Consider the following 13,858-nt stretch of genomic DNA (forward strand, 5'->3'; position numbering starts at 1 on the left):
AAATAGGGAGAAAGGGTTACAACTACGGCTTTAATGCACAAAAATGCATATTCATCCATGAAGAGCCTTGTTTTGCGTTTTTTTATTCATAAAAAGCTGAATCCCAGCCGCAACAACAGCATATTCTGCATTTTTGCCAAATACCGTCCCATTAAATTGGTGATAACATTCTCGTTACAGAGTTTATAGCTGTACCTTTCCACGGTTAACAAAATAATTATCACTGCGAAACAGGACTCTTATGGAAAAGTTATCTTACGCTTCTGAAAGTAGTACATCTCCATGGACCACCTACCTGCGTCAAATCGATCGCGTCGCGCCCTACCTCGGCGATCTCGCTTTCTGGATTGAAACCCTGCGCCATCCGAAACGCGCGCTCATCGTTGATATCCCGGTGCAAATGGACGATGGTACTATCCGCCACTTCGAAGGCTATCGCGTTCAGCACAACCTCTCGCGCGGACCGGGTAAAGGCGGCGTGCGCTACCATCCTGATGTTGATCTGAATGAAGTGATGGCGCTTTCAGCCTGGATGACCATCAAGTGTGCGGCAGTTAATATTCCCTACGGCGGCGCCAAAGGCGGCATCCGCGTCGACCCGTTCTCATTGTCGGAAGGTGAACTGGAGCGTTTGACCCGTCGCTATACCAGCGAGATCGGCATTATTATCGGGCCGCAAAAAGATATTCCGGCGCCGGACGTCGGCACCAACGGCAAAGTGATGGCCTGGATGATGGATACCTACTCCATGAACCACGGCACTACCATCACCGGCGTGGTCACCGGCAAGCCGATTCACCTCGGCGGTTCGCTGGGCCGTGAAAAAGCCACCGGCCGCGGCGTATTCGTCACCGGTCGCGAAGTGGCTCGCCGCAGCGGTATCGAAATCGAGGGTGCCAAAGTCGCGCTACAGGGTTTTGGTAACGTGGGTAGCGAAGCGGCCCGCCTGTTTGCAGGCGTCGGCGCGCGGATTGTGGTGATTCAGGACCACACCGCCACCCTGTATAACGAGGGCGGTATTGATATGGCCGCGCTGACCGCATGGCAGGCCGAGAACAAGCAAATCGCCGGTTTCCCTGGCGCCCGCGAAATTGCCAAAGAAGCGTTCTGGACGACGCCGATGGATATTCTGATCCCGGCGGCGCTGGAAGGCCAGATTACGCGCGAGCGCGCCGAAACCCTCAGCTGCAAACTGGTGCTCGAAGGCGCTAACGGCCCGACCTATCCGGAAGCGGACGACGTGCTGGCCGAGCGCGGCATCGTGGTGGTGCCGGACGTTATCTGTAACGCCGGCGGCGTCACCGTGAGCTACTTCGAATGGGTGCAGGATATGGCCAGCTTCTTCTGGAGCGAAGAAGAGATCAACGCCAAAATGGACCGCATCATGACCGATGCGATCGTTCACGTTTACGAAAAAGCAGTGGAAAAAGCGTGCTCTTTACGCACCGCCGCCTATATCGTGGCCTGTGAGCGGATCCTGATGGCGCGTAAAGATCGCGGTATATATCCGGGATAATCCCCCCTTCTCAGCCCGGTGAATGCCGGGCTTGAGACCAGGCTCCTCCTTTCCCTTCCCAAGGCTTCTTCCACAATAAACGCACATACCGTTAACCTGTTTTTATCAAACGGGCTTGAATTCTCGTTTTTGCCAGGCAAAAATCATTAGAGTTCTAACGATATTGCAGATTGACCTATGGATAGCCGACAGCTTAACTTTTCCCATCTTTTGTATCTCACCGCCCACCATTGGCGGCTGGCGGTCAACCGCCGGCTTAAGGGCCTCGGCATGAGCCAGGCCAGTTGGGTCGCCGTTTCCGCCATCGCGCGCCACGAACAGCCGCTATCGCAAAGCGAGCTGGCCCAGGAGCTGGGCGTCGAAAGCGCAACTCTCGTGCCGCTGCTCAACCGTCTGGTCGATGTTGGCCTGGTCGAGCGGATTAAAACCGAGCGCGATAAACGCAAACGGCTGCTGATCGCCACCGCTAAAGGCCTTGAGGTGTATCAGCAGGTGAAAACGGTGGCCGATGATTTACGTGAGGAGATCCTCACCGCCATCACCCCCGAGGAACAGCGGCAAACGCAGCGGGTCCTGGAGAAGCTGCTGCGCGAGGTCGAGAAAAAATAATGCCTCGCCGTAAAGACAATCCCTATGTGCCCCACGACTGGGCCCCGCACGAAAAACCGGCGATCCTCGGTTCGCCGTCCACCCCGATCCACAGTACGCCAAAACGGATTGCCTACGGGATCGTCGGGCTGCTGGTCTGCCTGACCGGCGCGCTGGGCAACGCGGTGGTGACCGCCAATCTACAGCTGTTGCAGGGGACCTTTGCTGCCTGGTCGACGGAGATTGCCTGGCTCCCGGCGGTCTACGTAATGACCAACGTCTCCATCAACCTGCTGCTGGTGAAGTTCCGCCAGCAGTTCGGCCTGCGCGCTTTTACCGAAGGTTTTCTCGTCCTCTACGTGCTGGTGACCTTCTTCCACCTGTTCGTCAACGACCTCAGTTCCGCGCTGATGGTGCGCGCCGCCCACGGCATGGTGGCCGCGGCGCTAAGCTCGCTGGGGATTTATTATCAAGTGCAGGCCTGGCCCGCCCGCCATCGGCTCAAAGCGCTGACCATCGGCATCACCGGTTCATCGCTGGCGATCCCGCTGGCGCGCCTGTTTTCAACCGAGCTGCTGCAAATTGACGAGTGGCGCGGGCTGTACTTCTTTGAACTGGGGCTGGCGCTGGTGTCGCTGGCCTGCGTAATCGCCCTCAAGCTGCCGCCAAGCGATCGGAAAAAGGTGTTTGAGAAAAAAGACTTCATCACCTTCTTCCTGCTGGCGCCGGGGATGGCGCTGGTCACCGCGGTACTGTCGCTGGGACGGCTGGACTGGTGGTTTGAAGCGCCGTGGATCGGCTGGGCGCTGGCGGGGGCGGTGATGCTGATTGTCTCCGCGATTGCCTTTGAGCATAACCGCAGCAACCCGCTGCTCAATATCAAATGGCTCTCCAGCGGCAGTATTCTGCGCCTCGGGCTGATTATGCTGCTGATCCGTATCGTGCTGGCGGAGCAGAATACCGGCGTCATCGGCTGGCTGCAGTACGTCGGCCTGCAGAATGAACAGATGACCAACCTGGCGTGGTCGATTTTCGCCGGCATCCTCTGCGGCATCGTCGCCAGCTGCCTGACGCTCAACCCGCAGCGTCTCTACTGGCCTACCGCCACGGCGCTGGCGTTAATTATGGTTGGATCGCTGCTCGACAGCCAGTCGACGATCCTCACCCGCCCGGAGCAGCTGATGTTCAGCCAGTTTCTGCTGGGTTTCGGCAGCGCCTTCTTCCTCGCCCCGGCGATGCTGGCGGGGATTGGCGGGGTCATTGCCGACCAGCGCAACCTGGTGAGCTTCTCGGTGCTGTTCGGCATGAGCCAGAATATCGGCGGTCTGCTGGGCTCCGCCATTCTCGGTACTTTCCAGACCTGGCGGGAGAAGTTTCACTCCAGCCAGCTCGCCGACCAGCTCACCACGCTCAATCCGCTGATTACCGAGCGTTTGCAGCAGTACAGCCAGATGTATCAAAGCCAGATTGGCGACAGCACCCTGCTCAACGTTCAGGCCACCACGCTGCTGCAAAACGCCGCCACGCTGCAGGCCAATATTCTGGCTTACAATGATACCTATCTGCTGACGGCGGCGATTTCAGCCGCCACGCTGGTATGGGTTTTCTGGCGCTTAATAAGATTACGTATTACCGCCCGCATCGCGCTGAAACGCGCGACGGGTAGCAAATAAAATTTACTCTGGAGTCATTATGAGTCAGCAGGATGCGGCCAAACAGCAGGCCAACACCCGAAATAATATTCGCATCGTCTCGATTTTCACCGCCGCCGCCATTGGCATCGTTGGGGTACTGGTTATTCTCTACGCCTGGCAGCTGCCGCCGTTTACCCGTGAAAGCCAGTTTACCGATAACGCCTACGTTCGCGGGCAAACCACGTTTATCAGCCCGCAGGTCAACGGTTATATCACCGAGGTGAAGGTTCAGGATTTTAATCAGGTTAAAGCCGGCGACGTGCTGTTCCAGATTGACGAGCGCATCTATAAGCAGCGCGTCCATCAGGCACAAGCAACGCTGGCGATGAAAGAGGCGGCGCTGAAGAACAATCAGCAGCAGCGCAGAAGCGCCGAGGCGGTTATCGCACGTAACGAAGCGGCGCTGCAGAACGCCCGCGCGCAAAATCTGAAAACCCAGGCCGATTTAAAACGCGTTCAGGAGCTGACCGCCGACGGCTCGCTATCGATTCGCGAACGCGATTCCGCCCGCGCCAGCGCGGCGCAGGGCACTGCGGATATCGAGCAGGCCAAAGCGACGCTGGAAATGTCGCGCCAGGATCTGCAATCCACCATCGTTAACCGCGATTCGCTGCTCGCCGACGTCGCCAGCGCAAAAGCGGCGCTGGAGCTGGCGCAGATCGACCTGCAAAACACCCGGATTATCGCGCCGACGGATGGACAGCTCGGGCAAATCTCCGTCCGCCTTGGCGCTTACGTCACCGCCGGGACGCATCTCACCTCGCTGGTGCCGCCGCAGCACTGGCTGATCGCGAATCTGAAAGAGACCCAGCTGGCGCAGGTGCGCGTCGGACAGCGGGTAACTTTTACCGTTGATGCGCTGAACAGCGAGAAATTCACCGGCACGGTGCAGAGCATCTCGCCGGCGACCGGCGTCGAGTTCAGCGCCATTTCCCCGGATAACGCCACCGGTAACTTTGTCAAAATCGCCCAGCGCATTCCGGTACGCATCGCCGTTGATGAGGGGCAGAAGAACGGCCAGCGTCTGCGGCCGGGGATGTCGGTGCAGGTCACCATCGATACCCGCGCGGAGAAACAGCAATGATCCGCCCCCTCGCTCTCGCCGTTATCCTTGCGCTGGCCGGCTGCCAGTCCGCCGACGTTCAGCAGGCCGCGCCCGGTCTACAGATCCCCGCCGCCTGGCGGGCGGATGTCGGACCCTCCAGCCCCGTTGAGGGCGTGTGGTGGCGCAACTTCCACGACAGTACGCTCAATCTCTACGTTGACCAGGCGCTGCGCTACAACAGCGACGTGCTGATGGCTCGCGAACGAGTCAATGAGTACCAGGCCCGGGCCTACGCCGCCGATAGCAGCCTGTTTCCCTCGCTTGACGCCGGACTGGCCGGCACCCGCGCGCGGTCTCAGTCGGCCGCTACCGGCCTGCCCGTTCACAGTACGGTGTATAAAGGCGCGCTGACCGCCAGCTACGATGTCGATATCTGGGGCGCCAACCGCAGCGCCGCCAGCGCGGCGCAGGCCAGCCTGGAAGCGCAAAAAGCCGCGGCCGCCGCGGCGAACCTGACCGTCGCCTCTTCGGTGGCGGTCGGCTACATCACCCTGCTGTCGCTGGATGAACAGCTGCGGGTGACGCAGCAAACGCTAAAATCGCGCGAAGATGCATTCAATCTGGCGAAGCGCCAGTTTGAGACGGGCTATACCTCACGCCTGGAGCTGATGCAGGCGGACTCCGAACTGCGCTCCACGCGCGCGCAAATCCCGCCGTTGCGCCATCAAATCGCCCAGCAGGAAAATGCGCTCAGCCTTTTGCTCGGCGCCAATCCTGGCGCCGTTAAGCGCAACGCGTTCGCGCAGCTTTCGCCGCTATCGCTACCGTCCCAGCTGCCGTCAACCCTGCTCAACCGCCGACCGGATATCGTTCAGGCCCAGCGTCAGCTGGTGGCCGCCGACGCCACCCTGGCGTCATCGCAGGCGCAGCTGCTGCCGTCCATCAACCTTACCGCCACCGGCAGCCTGCAGGATCGCACCCTGCCGGACCTACTGGATAATCCGCTACGCTTATGGAGCCTCGGCGGCAGCATTCTGGCGCCGCTGCTTAACCGCCAGGCGCTGAATGCCCAGGTCGACGTATCGATGGCCCAGCGCAATCAGGCGCTGTATAGCTATGAAAAAACGGTGCGCGGCGCGTTTAAAGAGGTCAATGACAGTCTCGATGCGATTGGCCGCTACGGCGAGCAGCTCTCGGAGCTACAGGCGCAGGAGAAGGTGGCCCAGGAGACGCTGCGCATCGCGCAAAACCGCTATCGCAACGGTTATTCATCCTATCTGGACGTACTCGACGCCCAGCGTACGCTGTTTTCCACCCAGCTCAGCGTGGTACAGGTGAAAAACAACCTGCTGCTGGCGCAAGTCGATTTGTACCGGTCGCTGGGAGGCGGCTGGTCTGATTCATCAGGGACGTAAGACGGGAAATCTGACATGCAACAACAGTGGTCGGCAGTAGATAATTATCTCGTGGAAGCGTTAATTCCCAACGATCCGCTCCTCAGCCAGGTCCTGGAGAATAACCAGCGCGCCGGTCTTCCGGCGATCGACGTCGCCGCCAATCAGGGGCAGTTCCTGGCCCTGCTGGTGCGCATGACGGGCGCCAAACGCATCCTGGAGATCGGCACGCTCGGCGGCTACAGCACTATCTGGATGGCCCGGGAGTTGCCCGCCGATGGTGAATTGCTCACCCTGGAGGCCGACGCGCATCATGCCGCCGTCGCGCGCGAGAACCTCCGTCTGGCGGGCGTGGACGATCGCGTTGCGGTGCTGGAAGGCCCGGCGCTGACCAGCCTCGAAAAACTGGGCGATCGCCCGCCGTTCGATCTCATTTTTATCGACGCGGATAAGCCGAATAACCCCAACTATCTGCGCTGGGCGTTGCGCTATTCCCGCCCGGGGACAGTGATTGTGGGCGATAACGTAGTGCGCGACGGCGAAGTGACGAACCCGGATAGCGCGGACGACCGGGTGCAGGGGGTCAGAGCGTTTATCGACATGATGGGCAGCGACCCACGGCTAACGGTCACGGCCCTGCAAACGGTGGGCAGCAAAGGCTGGGACGGGTTCACCCTCGCGTGGGTGAACGCCTGACGTGACTCGCTGACCCCGGCAGCCCGCGCCACCGGGGTCAGTGACGGCTTAGGCCGCGATCTGCTCCATCGCCTGCAGCACCCGCTTATCGGAAATCGGATACGGCGTGCCGAGCTGCTGGGCGAACAGGCTGACGCGCAGCTCTTCAATCATCCAGCGGATCTCCTGCACATCGTCATCCTGACGGCGCTGAGGCGGTAGCTTATTCAACCACTGCTGCCACCTCTGCTGGAGGCTCTCCACTTTGAGCATCTGCGCGCGATCGCGGTGCGGATCGATCGCCATTTTCTCCAGCCGCTTTTCAATCGCCTGCAGATAGCGCAGCGTATCACCCAGGCGGCGGAAGCCGTTGCCGGTGACGAAGCCGCGATACACCAGACCGCTCATCTGCGATTTGATATCCGACAGCCCCAGCGCCATGGTCATATCCACGCGGCCTTTCAGGCGTTTATTGATGTTAAACACCGCGGTCAGAGTCTGCTCAACCTGTTTGGCGATTTCCACCACCGTCTCGTTGAGTTCAGCGCGCACCTTTTCATGCAGCGCGGCAAAGCCCTCTTCGGTCCATACCGGCCCGCCCGCTTCGTCAATCAGCTTATCCACGCCGCAGGAGATACAGTCATCGATCAGATCCAGCACTTTGCCGTAGGGGTTGAAATAGAGCCCCAGCTTGGCTTTATTCGGCAGCTTCTCGTGCAGGTATTTAATCGGCGACGGGATATTCAGCAGCAGCAGGCGGCGCAGGCCGCGCCACATCTCCTGCTGCTGCTCGAGCGGATTATCAAACAGCTTGATCGCCACGCTGTCGCGTTCGTCCACCAGCGCCGGCCAGGCCTTAACTTTATAGTTGCCGCGCTTCTGCTCGTAGCTCTCCGGTAGCCGGCCAAAGCTCCAGATATGCAGTCCGCTCTGCTCGATACCGTCATCGGCGACCGCGGACAGCGTCTCCTGTACCTTGCCTTTCAGGGCATCTTTCAGATCCTGCAGCGAGCGCCCTTCATGTAGCTTCTTGTTTTTGTCGTCCACCACCCGGAAAGTGATTTTCAGGTGATCGGGCACCTGCTCCCACTGCCAGGCCTCGCGGTCGATAGTCACACCGGTCATCCGCCGCAGTTCGCGCTCCAGAGAATCCAGCAGCGGCAGCTCCAGCGGCGTCGCGCGGCCTAAAAACGCCTCCGCGTAGTTCGGCGCAGGAACGATGTTACGCCGTACCGGCTTCGGCAGCGATTTAATCAGGGCGATAATTAGCTCACGGCGCAGCCCCGGGATCTGCCACTCAAATCCGGCTTCTTCCACCTGATTGAGCAGCGGCAGCGGAATATGCACCGTTACGCCGTCGGCGTCGGCGCCCGGTTCAAACTGATAGGTGAGACGCAGCTTCAGGTTGCCCTGGTGCCAGAAGTTCGGATAGTCGAGCTTGCTGACCTGCTCCGCGCCTTCCTTAATCAGCATGCTCTTTTCAAAGTTGAGCAGATCCGGCGTCTCGCGGCTGGCCTGCTTCCACCATTTATCGAAGTGGCGCGCGGAGATGACGTCATGGCTGATGCGCTGGTCGTAGAACTCAAACAGCGTTTCGTCATCGACGAGAATGTCGCGGCGGCGCGATTTATGCTCCAGCTCTTCAATCTCGTTACGCAGCTTGAGGTTTTCGCGGAAGAAGGCGTGGCGAGTCTGCCAGTCGCCCTCCACCAGCGCGTGGCGGATAAACAGTTCGCGGCACAGCGCCGGGTCAATCTGGCTGTAGTTGACCTTGCGGGCCGCGACAATCGGCAGGCCGTAAACGGTCACCTTCTCCGTCGCCATCACCGCGCCCTGCCCGCGCTCCCAGTGGGGTTCGCTGTACGAGCGTTTGATCAGATGCTGCGCCACCGGCTCGACCCACTCCGGCTCAATGCGCGCGGCGATGCGCCCCCACAGGCGGCTGGTTTCCACCAGTTCGGCGACCATCGTCCATTTCGGCGGCTTTTTGAACAACCCGGAGCCGGGGAAGATGGAGAAGCGAGCGTTACGCGCGCCGGTAAACTCCTGCTTGTCGGCGTCTTTCATACCGATGTGCGACAGCAGGCCGGTCAGCAGCGCGGTGTGAATTTCGCGATACTCCGCCGGCTCGCTGTTCACCGACAGGCCGAGCTCTTTGACCACCTGACGCAGCTGAGTGTAGATATCCTGCCACTCGCGCACGCGCAGGTAGTTGAGAAAATCGACCCGGCACTGGCGGCGGAACTGGTTCGAGGAGAGCGCTTTTTGCTGCTCGCCAAGGTAGTTCCACAAATTCACAAAGGCAAGGAAGTCGGACTCTTTATCGTGGAAACGACGATGCTTCTCGTCAGAGGCCTGCTGCTTGTCCATCGGCCGCTCGCGCGGATCCTGAATCGAGAGCGCCGAGGTGATGATCATCGCCTCGCGCACGCAGCCGTGTTTTTGCGCCTCCAGTACCATCCGCGCCAGACGCGGGTCAACCGGCAGCTGGCTGAGCTGGCGGCCCATCGGTGTCAGCTTATAGGCGGTCTGCTGTTCGTCGGTGGTAATCGCCCCCAGTTCCTCCAGCAGGCGTACGCCGTCCTGAATATTGCGCTTATCCGGCGCTTCAACAAACGGGAACGCGGCAATATCGCCCAGGCCCAGCGCGGTCATTTGCAGAATAACCGACGCCAGGTTGGTGCGCAGAATTTCAGGGTCGGTAAACGCCGGGCGCGACAGGAAGTCGTCTTCCGAATAGAGACGAATACAGATCCCTTCGGAGACGCGGCCGCAGCGGCCCTTACGCTGGTTAGCCGACGCCTGGGAAACCGGCTCAATAGGCAGGCGCTGTACTTTAGTCCGGAAGCTATAGCGGCTGATACGCGCGGTACCGGGATCGATAACGTACTTGATGCCCGGCACGGTCAGCGAGGTTTCCGCGACGTTGGTGGCCAGCACGATCCGCCGCCCGCTGTGGGCCTGGAATACGCGGTTCTGCTCACTGTTGGACAACCGCGCGTACAGCGGCAGCACTTCGGTATGGCGCAGATTCAGCTTATTGAGCGCATCGGCGGTATCGCGGATTTCGCGCTCGCCGCTCATAAAAATAAGGATATCGCCGGGGCTTTCGCGCCCGAGTTCATCAACGGCGTCAAATATCGCCTGCAGCTGATCGCGCTCGGTGTCGTCGGCGTCTTCCACTATCGGGCGATAGCGCACTTCTACCGGGTAGGTGCGCCCGGACACTTCGATAATCGGCGCGTTGTTAAAGTGGCGCGAGAAGCGTTCCGGGTCGATGGTCGCCGAGGTGATAATAATTTTCAGATCCGGGCGACGGGGCAGCAGTTCCCGCAAATAGCCAAGCAGGAAGTCGATGTTGAGGCTGCGTTCGTGCGCTTCATCGATAATAATGGTGTCGTACTGCATCAGCAGCCGGTCCTGCTGGATTTCCGCCAGCAGAATACCGTCGGTCATCAGCTTAACCATGGTGTTATCGCTGACGTGATCGCTAAAGCGGACTTTATAGCCGATGCAGCCGCCCGGTTCCGTTTGTAGCTCTTCGGCAATACGGTTGGCGACGGTACGCGCGGCCAGACGACGCGGCTGGGTATGGCCGATTAACCCTTTAACGCCGCGCCCCAGCTCCATACAAATTTTTGGCAACTGGGTGGTTTTCCCCGAACCGGTCTCCCCCGCCACAATCACCACCTGGTGGTCGCGCACGGCGTCGAGGATCTCCTGCTTTTTCTGGCTGACCGGCAGGTTTTCCGGGTAGGTTATCGCCGGTCGAGCGGCTTCGCGCAGCAGGACTCTCCCTGCCGCCTGTTCAATTTCTTGCGCCATCTCCTGAAGGATGGCCTGCTGGGCATCAGGATTTTTAACCTTCTTCACGCCGTGCAGGCGACGGGCGAAGCGCGACTTATCGCGCAGCATCAGGCCATCAAGCCGTGTAACGAGCTGAGAGAAGGTTATTTTTTGTTGTTCTGTCATAGCGTTATCGGGCAGCGCACTGCCGGGAAAAATCTCTTTTGATGTATTGCGTTAGAGTACCACATCCGCGCAATTCGTGCCTTGTTCAAAAAAACTGAATACAGAGTTCGATTTATTGCGCTTTCTCTGTGACATGATTGTGAATACAGTGTCATCAAGCACCAGGGCACAGGCCCGTCAATCACATTAAAAAAGGAAACACCCATGAGCAAAGTATTAGTTCTGAAATCCAGTATTCTGGCAGGGTACTCGCAATCTGGTCAGCTGTCCGACTATTTTGTTGAACAATGGCGTGAAAAGCACGCGCAAGACGTTATCACCGTGCGCGACCTGGCTGCAAACCCAATCCCGGTACTGGACGGGGAACTGGTTGGCGCTCTGCGTCCGAGCGATGCGCCGCTGACGCCGCGTCAGCAGGAAGCGCTGGCGCTGTCCGACGAACTGATCGCTGAACTGCAGGCGAACGATGTGATTGTTATCGCGGCGCCGATGTACAACTTCAACATCCCGACCCAGCTGAAAAACTACTTCGACCTGGTGGCGCGCGCTGGCGTGACCTTCCGCTACACCGAGAAAGGGCCGGAAGGTCTGGTGAAAGGTAAACGCGCGGTCGTCGTCACCAGCCGCGGCGGTATCCATAAAGATACCCCGACTGACCTGGTAACGCCGTACCTGTCTACTTTCCTTGGCTTTATCGGCATCACCGACGTGAACTTCGTGTTCGCTGAAGGCATCGCCTACGGCCCGGAAGTTGCAGCGAAAGCGCAGACCGATGCGAAAGCCGCTATCGACAGCGTTGTTGCCGCATAAGATTTGCCTCCTCCCGCCCCGGCGGGAGGAGTGTTTCACTTTTTCTCGTAGCGCAAATACCCCACCACGCCACCGCCGCCGTCTTTTGGATGATTCACGCCGTCGTTGACCTCCACGCAGGGAAAGTCAAAAGGCGACACGCCGTCAATGCAGGCCACATTCACGCCATACTGCTGCGGGTTTGAACGCCGTTGATGAAAAGTATAGATCCCACACACTGAGCAGAAAAAGTGCACGGCTTGACCGGTATTAAAACGATACTCCGTGAGCTTATCCCGTCCGCGGATAACATCGATTCCTGAAAGCGGCGCGGAGACCGCGACCGCCCCACGCATCCGGCAATATGAACAGTTACAGCGGCGAACGGTGTTGAAGCCATCGCTAAGCTCAACGGTAAACGCCACCGCGCCGCAGTGGCACTGAGCGGATAATTTCTCTGCCATGATTTTCCCCCTCAGGATGAAGATTTCGGCCGTAAATTCTCATCAAACGCCAGCCGCTTTCTGTCCGGCTCTGCTTCTTTGAGCGGTTCCACCTGATGCAGCGTCTGTTTGCAGCGCTCCACCAGCACCTGATACTCGCGTGTCCCCTGCTTCTTCCAGGCCAGCTCCTGTTCGCTTAATGTACGAATGGCTTTCGCCGGACTGCCGACAATCAGATGGTTGGCGGGCATTTCGGCGTTGGCTTTGACAAAGGCCGAAGCGCCGACGATGCTGTTTTCACCAATGCTGGCCCCGTCGATGATCACCGCGCTCATGCCCACCAGCGCGTTGCGCCCGATGGTGCAGCCGTGCAGAATCGCGCCGTGGCCGATATGCCCCTCTTCTTCCACGACCGTATCCTGGCCGGGAAAGCCGTGCATCACGCAATTATCCTGGATGTTGGCGCCATCTTTCACCACGATGCGGCCAAAATCGCCGCGCAGGCTGGCGTTAGGGCCAACGTAGACCCCTTTGCCGAGGATCACGTCGCCAATCAGCACCGCGGTGGGATGAACGTAGCTCTCATCCGGTACCACCGGCGTCATACCGTCAATTTGATAAATGGGCATAGCCTCTCCTTATACGCCTGCGAGTCCGCCAAAGCGCTGGAAATAGAGCGGTCCCGGCGCGGGAAGTTCCCCCACCGAGCTTTCGCCCTTCTCGCCGACAAACGCCAGCGCGCCGGGGGCAACGCGTTGATAAATATTGATGCACAGCTGGCGCGCGGTTTGCCCGGCCCAGTGCGCGGGGAGCAGCTCTTCGGGCAGCAGCGGGTCTTTCAGTACCACCCGGCGATAGAAGTGAATCAGTAGGAGTTGAATCTGGAAACTGCGTTCGGGCGTCAGCTCCGCGGGCTCGCAGTCGCGAAGCAGCGGCAGCAGCGGTCGAAACAGGGTGATAAATGTTTCATACATCGCGTTCTGATCGGTAAGATGCCAGCACTCTTCAACGCGAGCGCGCAGCGCCGCCCGGGAGAGCGCCAGCGGGGAATGCGCTTCGAAACAGATAACGTTTTCCGCCACGCCCGCTTCGTGCAGCAGAGACTGTACGTCCGCCAGCTTTTGCGACGGCGAAGCCAGCAGGCTCGGCGCCAGCGCGCCAAATCCCTGCCACAGCAGCTGTTTTTTGACTTCCGCCAGGGTGCTTTTTTCCAGCCCTTCCGACAGCAGCAGCAGCCAGGTGCCATCCCACTCCGGCGCGCTGGCGCGATAGATTTTATGCTCCGCCCGGCGGGTCAGACGCAGGCCTTTGTCGCTGAGGCGGTAGAAGCTGCGGCGACCAATGCGCACCACATCGAGCCACTCTTCTTTATTCAGGCGGAACAGCGCGGTACGCACGAATCGTTCGCCGAATCCAAGCCCTTCCAGCAGCGCCGCCACGCTGCCAAGCCAGACCTCTCCGCCGCGCTGGAGCAAGGCGTCGCCGTATAAAGAAGCAATAAGCGAGGTCCCGCTGATGGGCATCGCGGTGACGGCCTGCTGAATAAAGGTGTCGAGTTTACTCATCTGATTCATTCTGTTGTGATTTTTATCCTTTTTGAATCATAGCACAGGAAATCCCGGAGGCGGTGCTGGCGCACCTGTCCGGGCTACCGGCCCGCAGACGACGGTGAACACGTAGCCCGGCTAAGCGCAGCGCGAGCCGGGAAGAGGCCGAGCTGGTACATCAACCCCGGCACACTC

11 protein-coding genes are annotated in these 13,858 nt (G+C 59.5%); 7 read left to right on the forward strand and 4 right to left on the reverse strand.

Translation table 11 applies throughout. From position 1 onward, the window contains the following. Nucleotides 1-241: 241 nt before the first annotated feature. The 6 genes from GUC22_RS14145 to GUC22_RS14170 all read left to right on the forward strand — a co-directional run bounded on the left by GUC22_RS14145 (nt 242) and on the right by GUC22_RS14170 (nt 6,933). Nucleotides 242-1,516 (forward strand): Glu/Leu/Phe/Val family dehydrogenase, encoded by a 1,275-nt coding sequence (locus GUC22_RS14145; RefSeq protein WP_004120918.1) that lies wholly within the window; start codon nt 242-244, stop codon nt 1,514-1,516. Nucleotides 1,517-1,693: 177 nt separating this feature from the next. Beyond that, nucleotides 1,694-2,125 (forward strand): MarR family winged helix-turn-helix transcriptional regulator, encoded by a 432-nt coding sequence (locus GUC22_RS14150; protein ID WP_004138995.1) that lies wholly within the window; start codon nt 1,694-1,696, stop codon nt 2,123-2,125. Then, complete coding sequence (locus GUC22_RS14155) at nt 2,125-3,777, forward strand: MFS transporter (protein ID WP_049131060.1); 1,653 nt, start codon at nt 2,125-2,127, stop codon at nt 3,775-3,777. Before GUC22_RS14150 ends, GUC22_RS14155 begins: the two co-directional genes overlap by 1 nt. Before the next feature lie 19 nt (nt 3,778-3,796). Next, on the forward strand, nt 3,797-4,882 hold the full coding sequence (locus tag GUC22_RS14160) for an HlyD family secretion protein (protein WP_004138997.1): 1,086 nt from the start codon (nt 3,797-3,799) through the stop codon (nt 4,880-4,882). Then, nucleotides 4,879-6,258: an efflux transporter outer membrane subunit gene (locus GUC22_RS14165; protein ID WP_160183586.1), complete on the forward strand. Its 1,380-nt coding sequence runs from the start codon at nt 4,879-4,881 to the stop codon at nt 6,256-6,258. Before GUC22_RS14160 ends, GUC22_RS14165 begins: the two co-directional genes overlap by 4 nt. A 15-nt stretch (nt 6,259-6,273) precedes the next feature. After that, nucleotides 6,274-6,933 (forward strand): O-methyltransferase, encoded by a 660-nt coding sequence (locus GUC22_RS14170; RefSeq protein ID WP_024358296.1) that lies wholly within the window; start codon nt 6,274-6,276, stop codon nt 6,931-6,933. Nucleotides 6,934-6,981: 48 nt separating this feature from the next. Here GUC22_RS14170 and hrpA read toward each other — a convergent pair whose 3' ends face one another. Next, nucleotides 6,982-10,827 (reverse strand): ATP-dependent RNA helicase HrpA, encoded by a 3,846-nt coding sequence (gene hrpA / locus GUC22_RS14175; RefSeq protein WP_264984836.1) that lies wholly within the window; start codon nt 10,825-10,827, stop codon nt 6,982-6,984. Between the two features lie 261 nt (nt 10,828-11,088). On the opposite strand from hrpA, the gene azoR reads away from it, so the two are divergent. Then, complete coding sequence (gene azoR / locus GUC22_RS14180) at nt 11,089-11,694, forward strand: FMN-dependent NADH-azoreductase (protein WP_004120936.1); 606 nt, start codon at nt 11,089-11,091, stop codon at nt 11,692-11,694. A 35-nt stretch (nt 11,695-11,729) separates the two neighbouring features. Here the strand turns inward: azoR and GUC22_RS14185 are convergent, their stop codons facing one another. Genes GUC22_RS14185 through paaX form a run of 3 tightly spaced genes read right to left on the reverse strand, consistent with a single transcriptional unit; the run spans nt 11,730 to nt 13,681 of the window. Beyond that, complete coding sequence (locus tag GUC22_RS14185; RefSeq protein ID WP_029669679.1) at nt 11,730-12,140, reverse strand: GFA family protein; 411 nt, start codon at nt 12,138-12,140, stop codon at nt 11,730-11,732. A gap of 8 nt (nt 12,141-12,148) precedes the next feature. Next, nucleotides 12,149-12,745 (reverse strand): phenylacetic acid degradation protein PaaY, encoded by a 597-nt coding sequence (gene paaY, locus GUC22_RS14190; protein WP_024358298.1) that lies wholly within the window; start codon nt 12,743-12,745, stop codon nt 12,149-12,151. 9 nt (nt 12,746-12,754) lie between these two features. Then, nucleotides 12,755-13,681, reverse strand: a complete 927-nt coding sequence (paaX, locus tag GUC22_RS14195) for a phenylacetic acid degradation operon negative regulatory protein PaaX (protein WP_024358299.1) — start codon at nt 13,679-13,681, stop codon at nt 12,755-12,757. Nucleotides 13,682-13,858: the final 177 nt, after the last annotated feature.

Origin of the sequence: Klebsiella sp. MPUS7 (genome assembly GCF_009905335.1) — a bacterium.
GTDB lineage: Bacteria > Pseudomonadota > Gammaproteobacteria > Enterobacterales > Enterobacteriaceae > Klebsiella > Klebsiella grimontii.

Coding starts and splice junctions, on each gene's coding strand:
- GUC22_RS14145 (WP_004120918.1), top strand. CDS start 242: ATGGAAAAGTTATCTTACGCTTCTGAAAGTAGTACATCTCCATGGACC.
- GUC22_RS14150 (WP_004138995.1), top strand. CDS start 1,694: ATGGATAGCCGACAGCTTAACTTTTCCCATCTTTTGTATCTCACCGCC.
- GUC22_RS14155 (WP_049131060.1), top strand. CDS start 2,125: ATGCCTCGCCGTAAAGACAATCCCTATGTGCCCCACGACTGGGCCCCG.
- GUC22_RS14160 (WP_004138997.1), top strand. CDS start 3,797: ATGAGTCAGCAGGATGCGGCCAAACAGCAGGCCAACACCCGAAATAAT.
- GUC22_RS14165 (WP_160183586.1), top strand. CDS start 4,879: ATGATCCGCCCCCTCGCTCTCGCCGTTATCCTTGCGCTGGCCGGCTGC.
- GUC22_RS14170 (WP_024358296.1), top strand. CDS start 6,274: ATGCAACAACAGTGGTCGGCAGTAGATAATTATCTCGTGGAAGCGTTA.
- hrpA (WP_264984836.1), bottom strand. CDS start 10,827: ATGCTGCGCGATAAGTCGCGCTTCGCCCGTCGCCTGCACGGCGTGAAG.
- azoR (WP_004120936.1), top strand. CDS start 11,089: ATGAGCAAAGTATTAGTTCTGAAATCCAGTATTCTGGCAGGGTACTCG.
- paaY (WP_024358298.1), bottom strand. CDS start 12,745: ATGCCCATTTATCAAATTGACGGTATGACGCCGGTGGTACCGGATGAG.
- paaX (WP_024358299.1), bottom strand. CDS start 13,681: ATGAGTAAACTCGACACCTTTATTCAGCAGGCCGTCACCGCGATGCCC.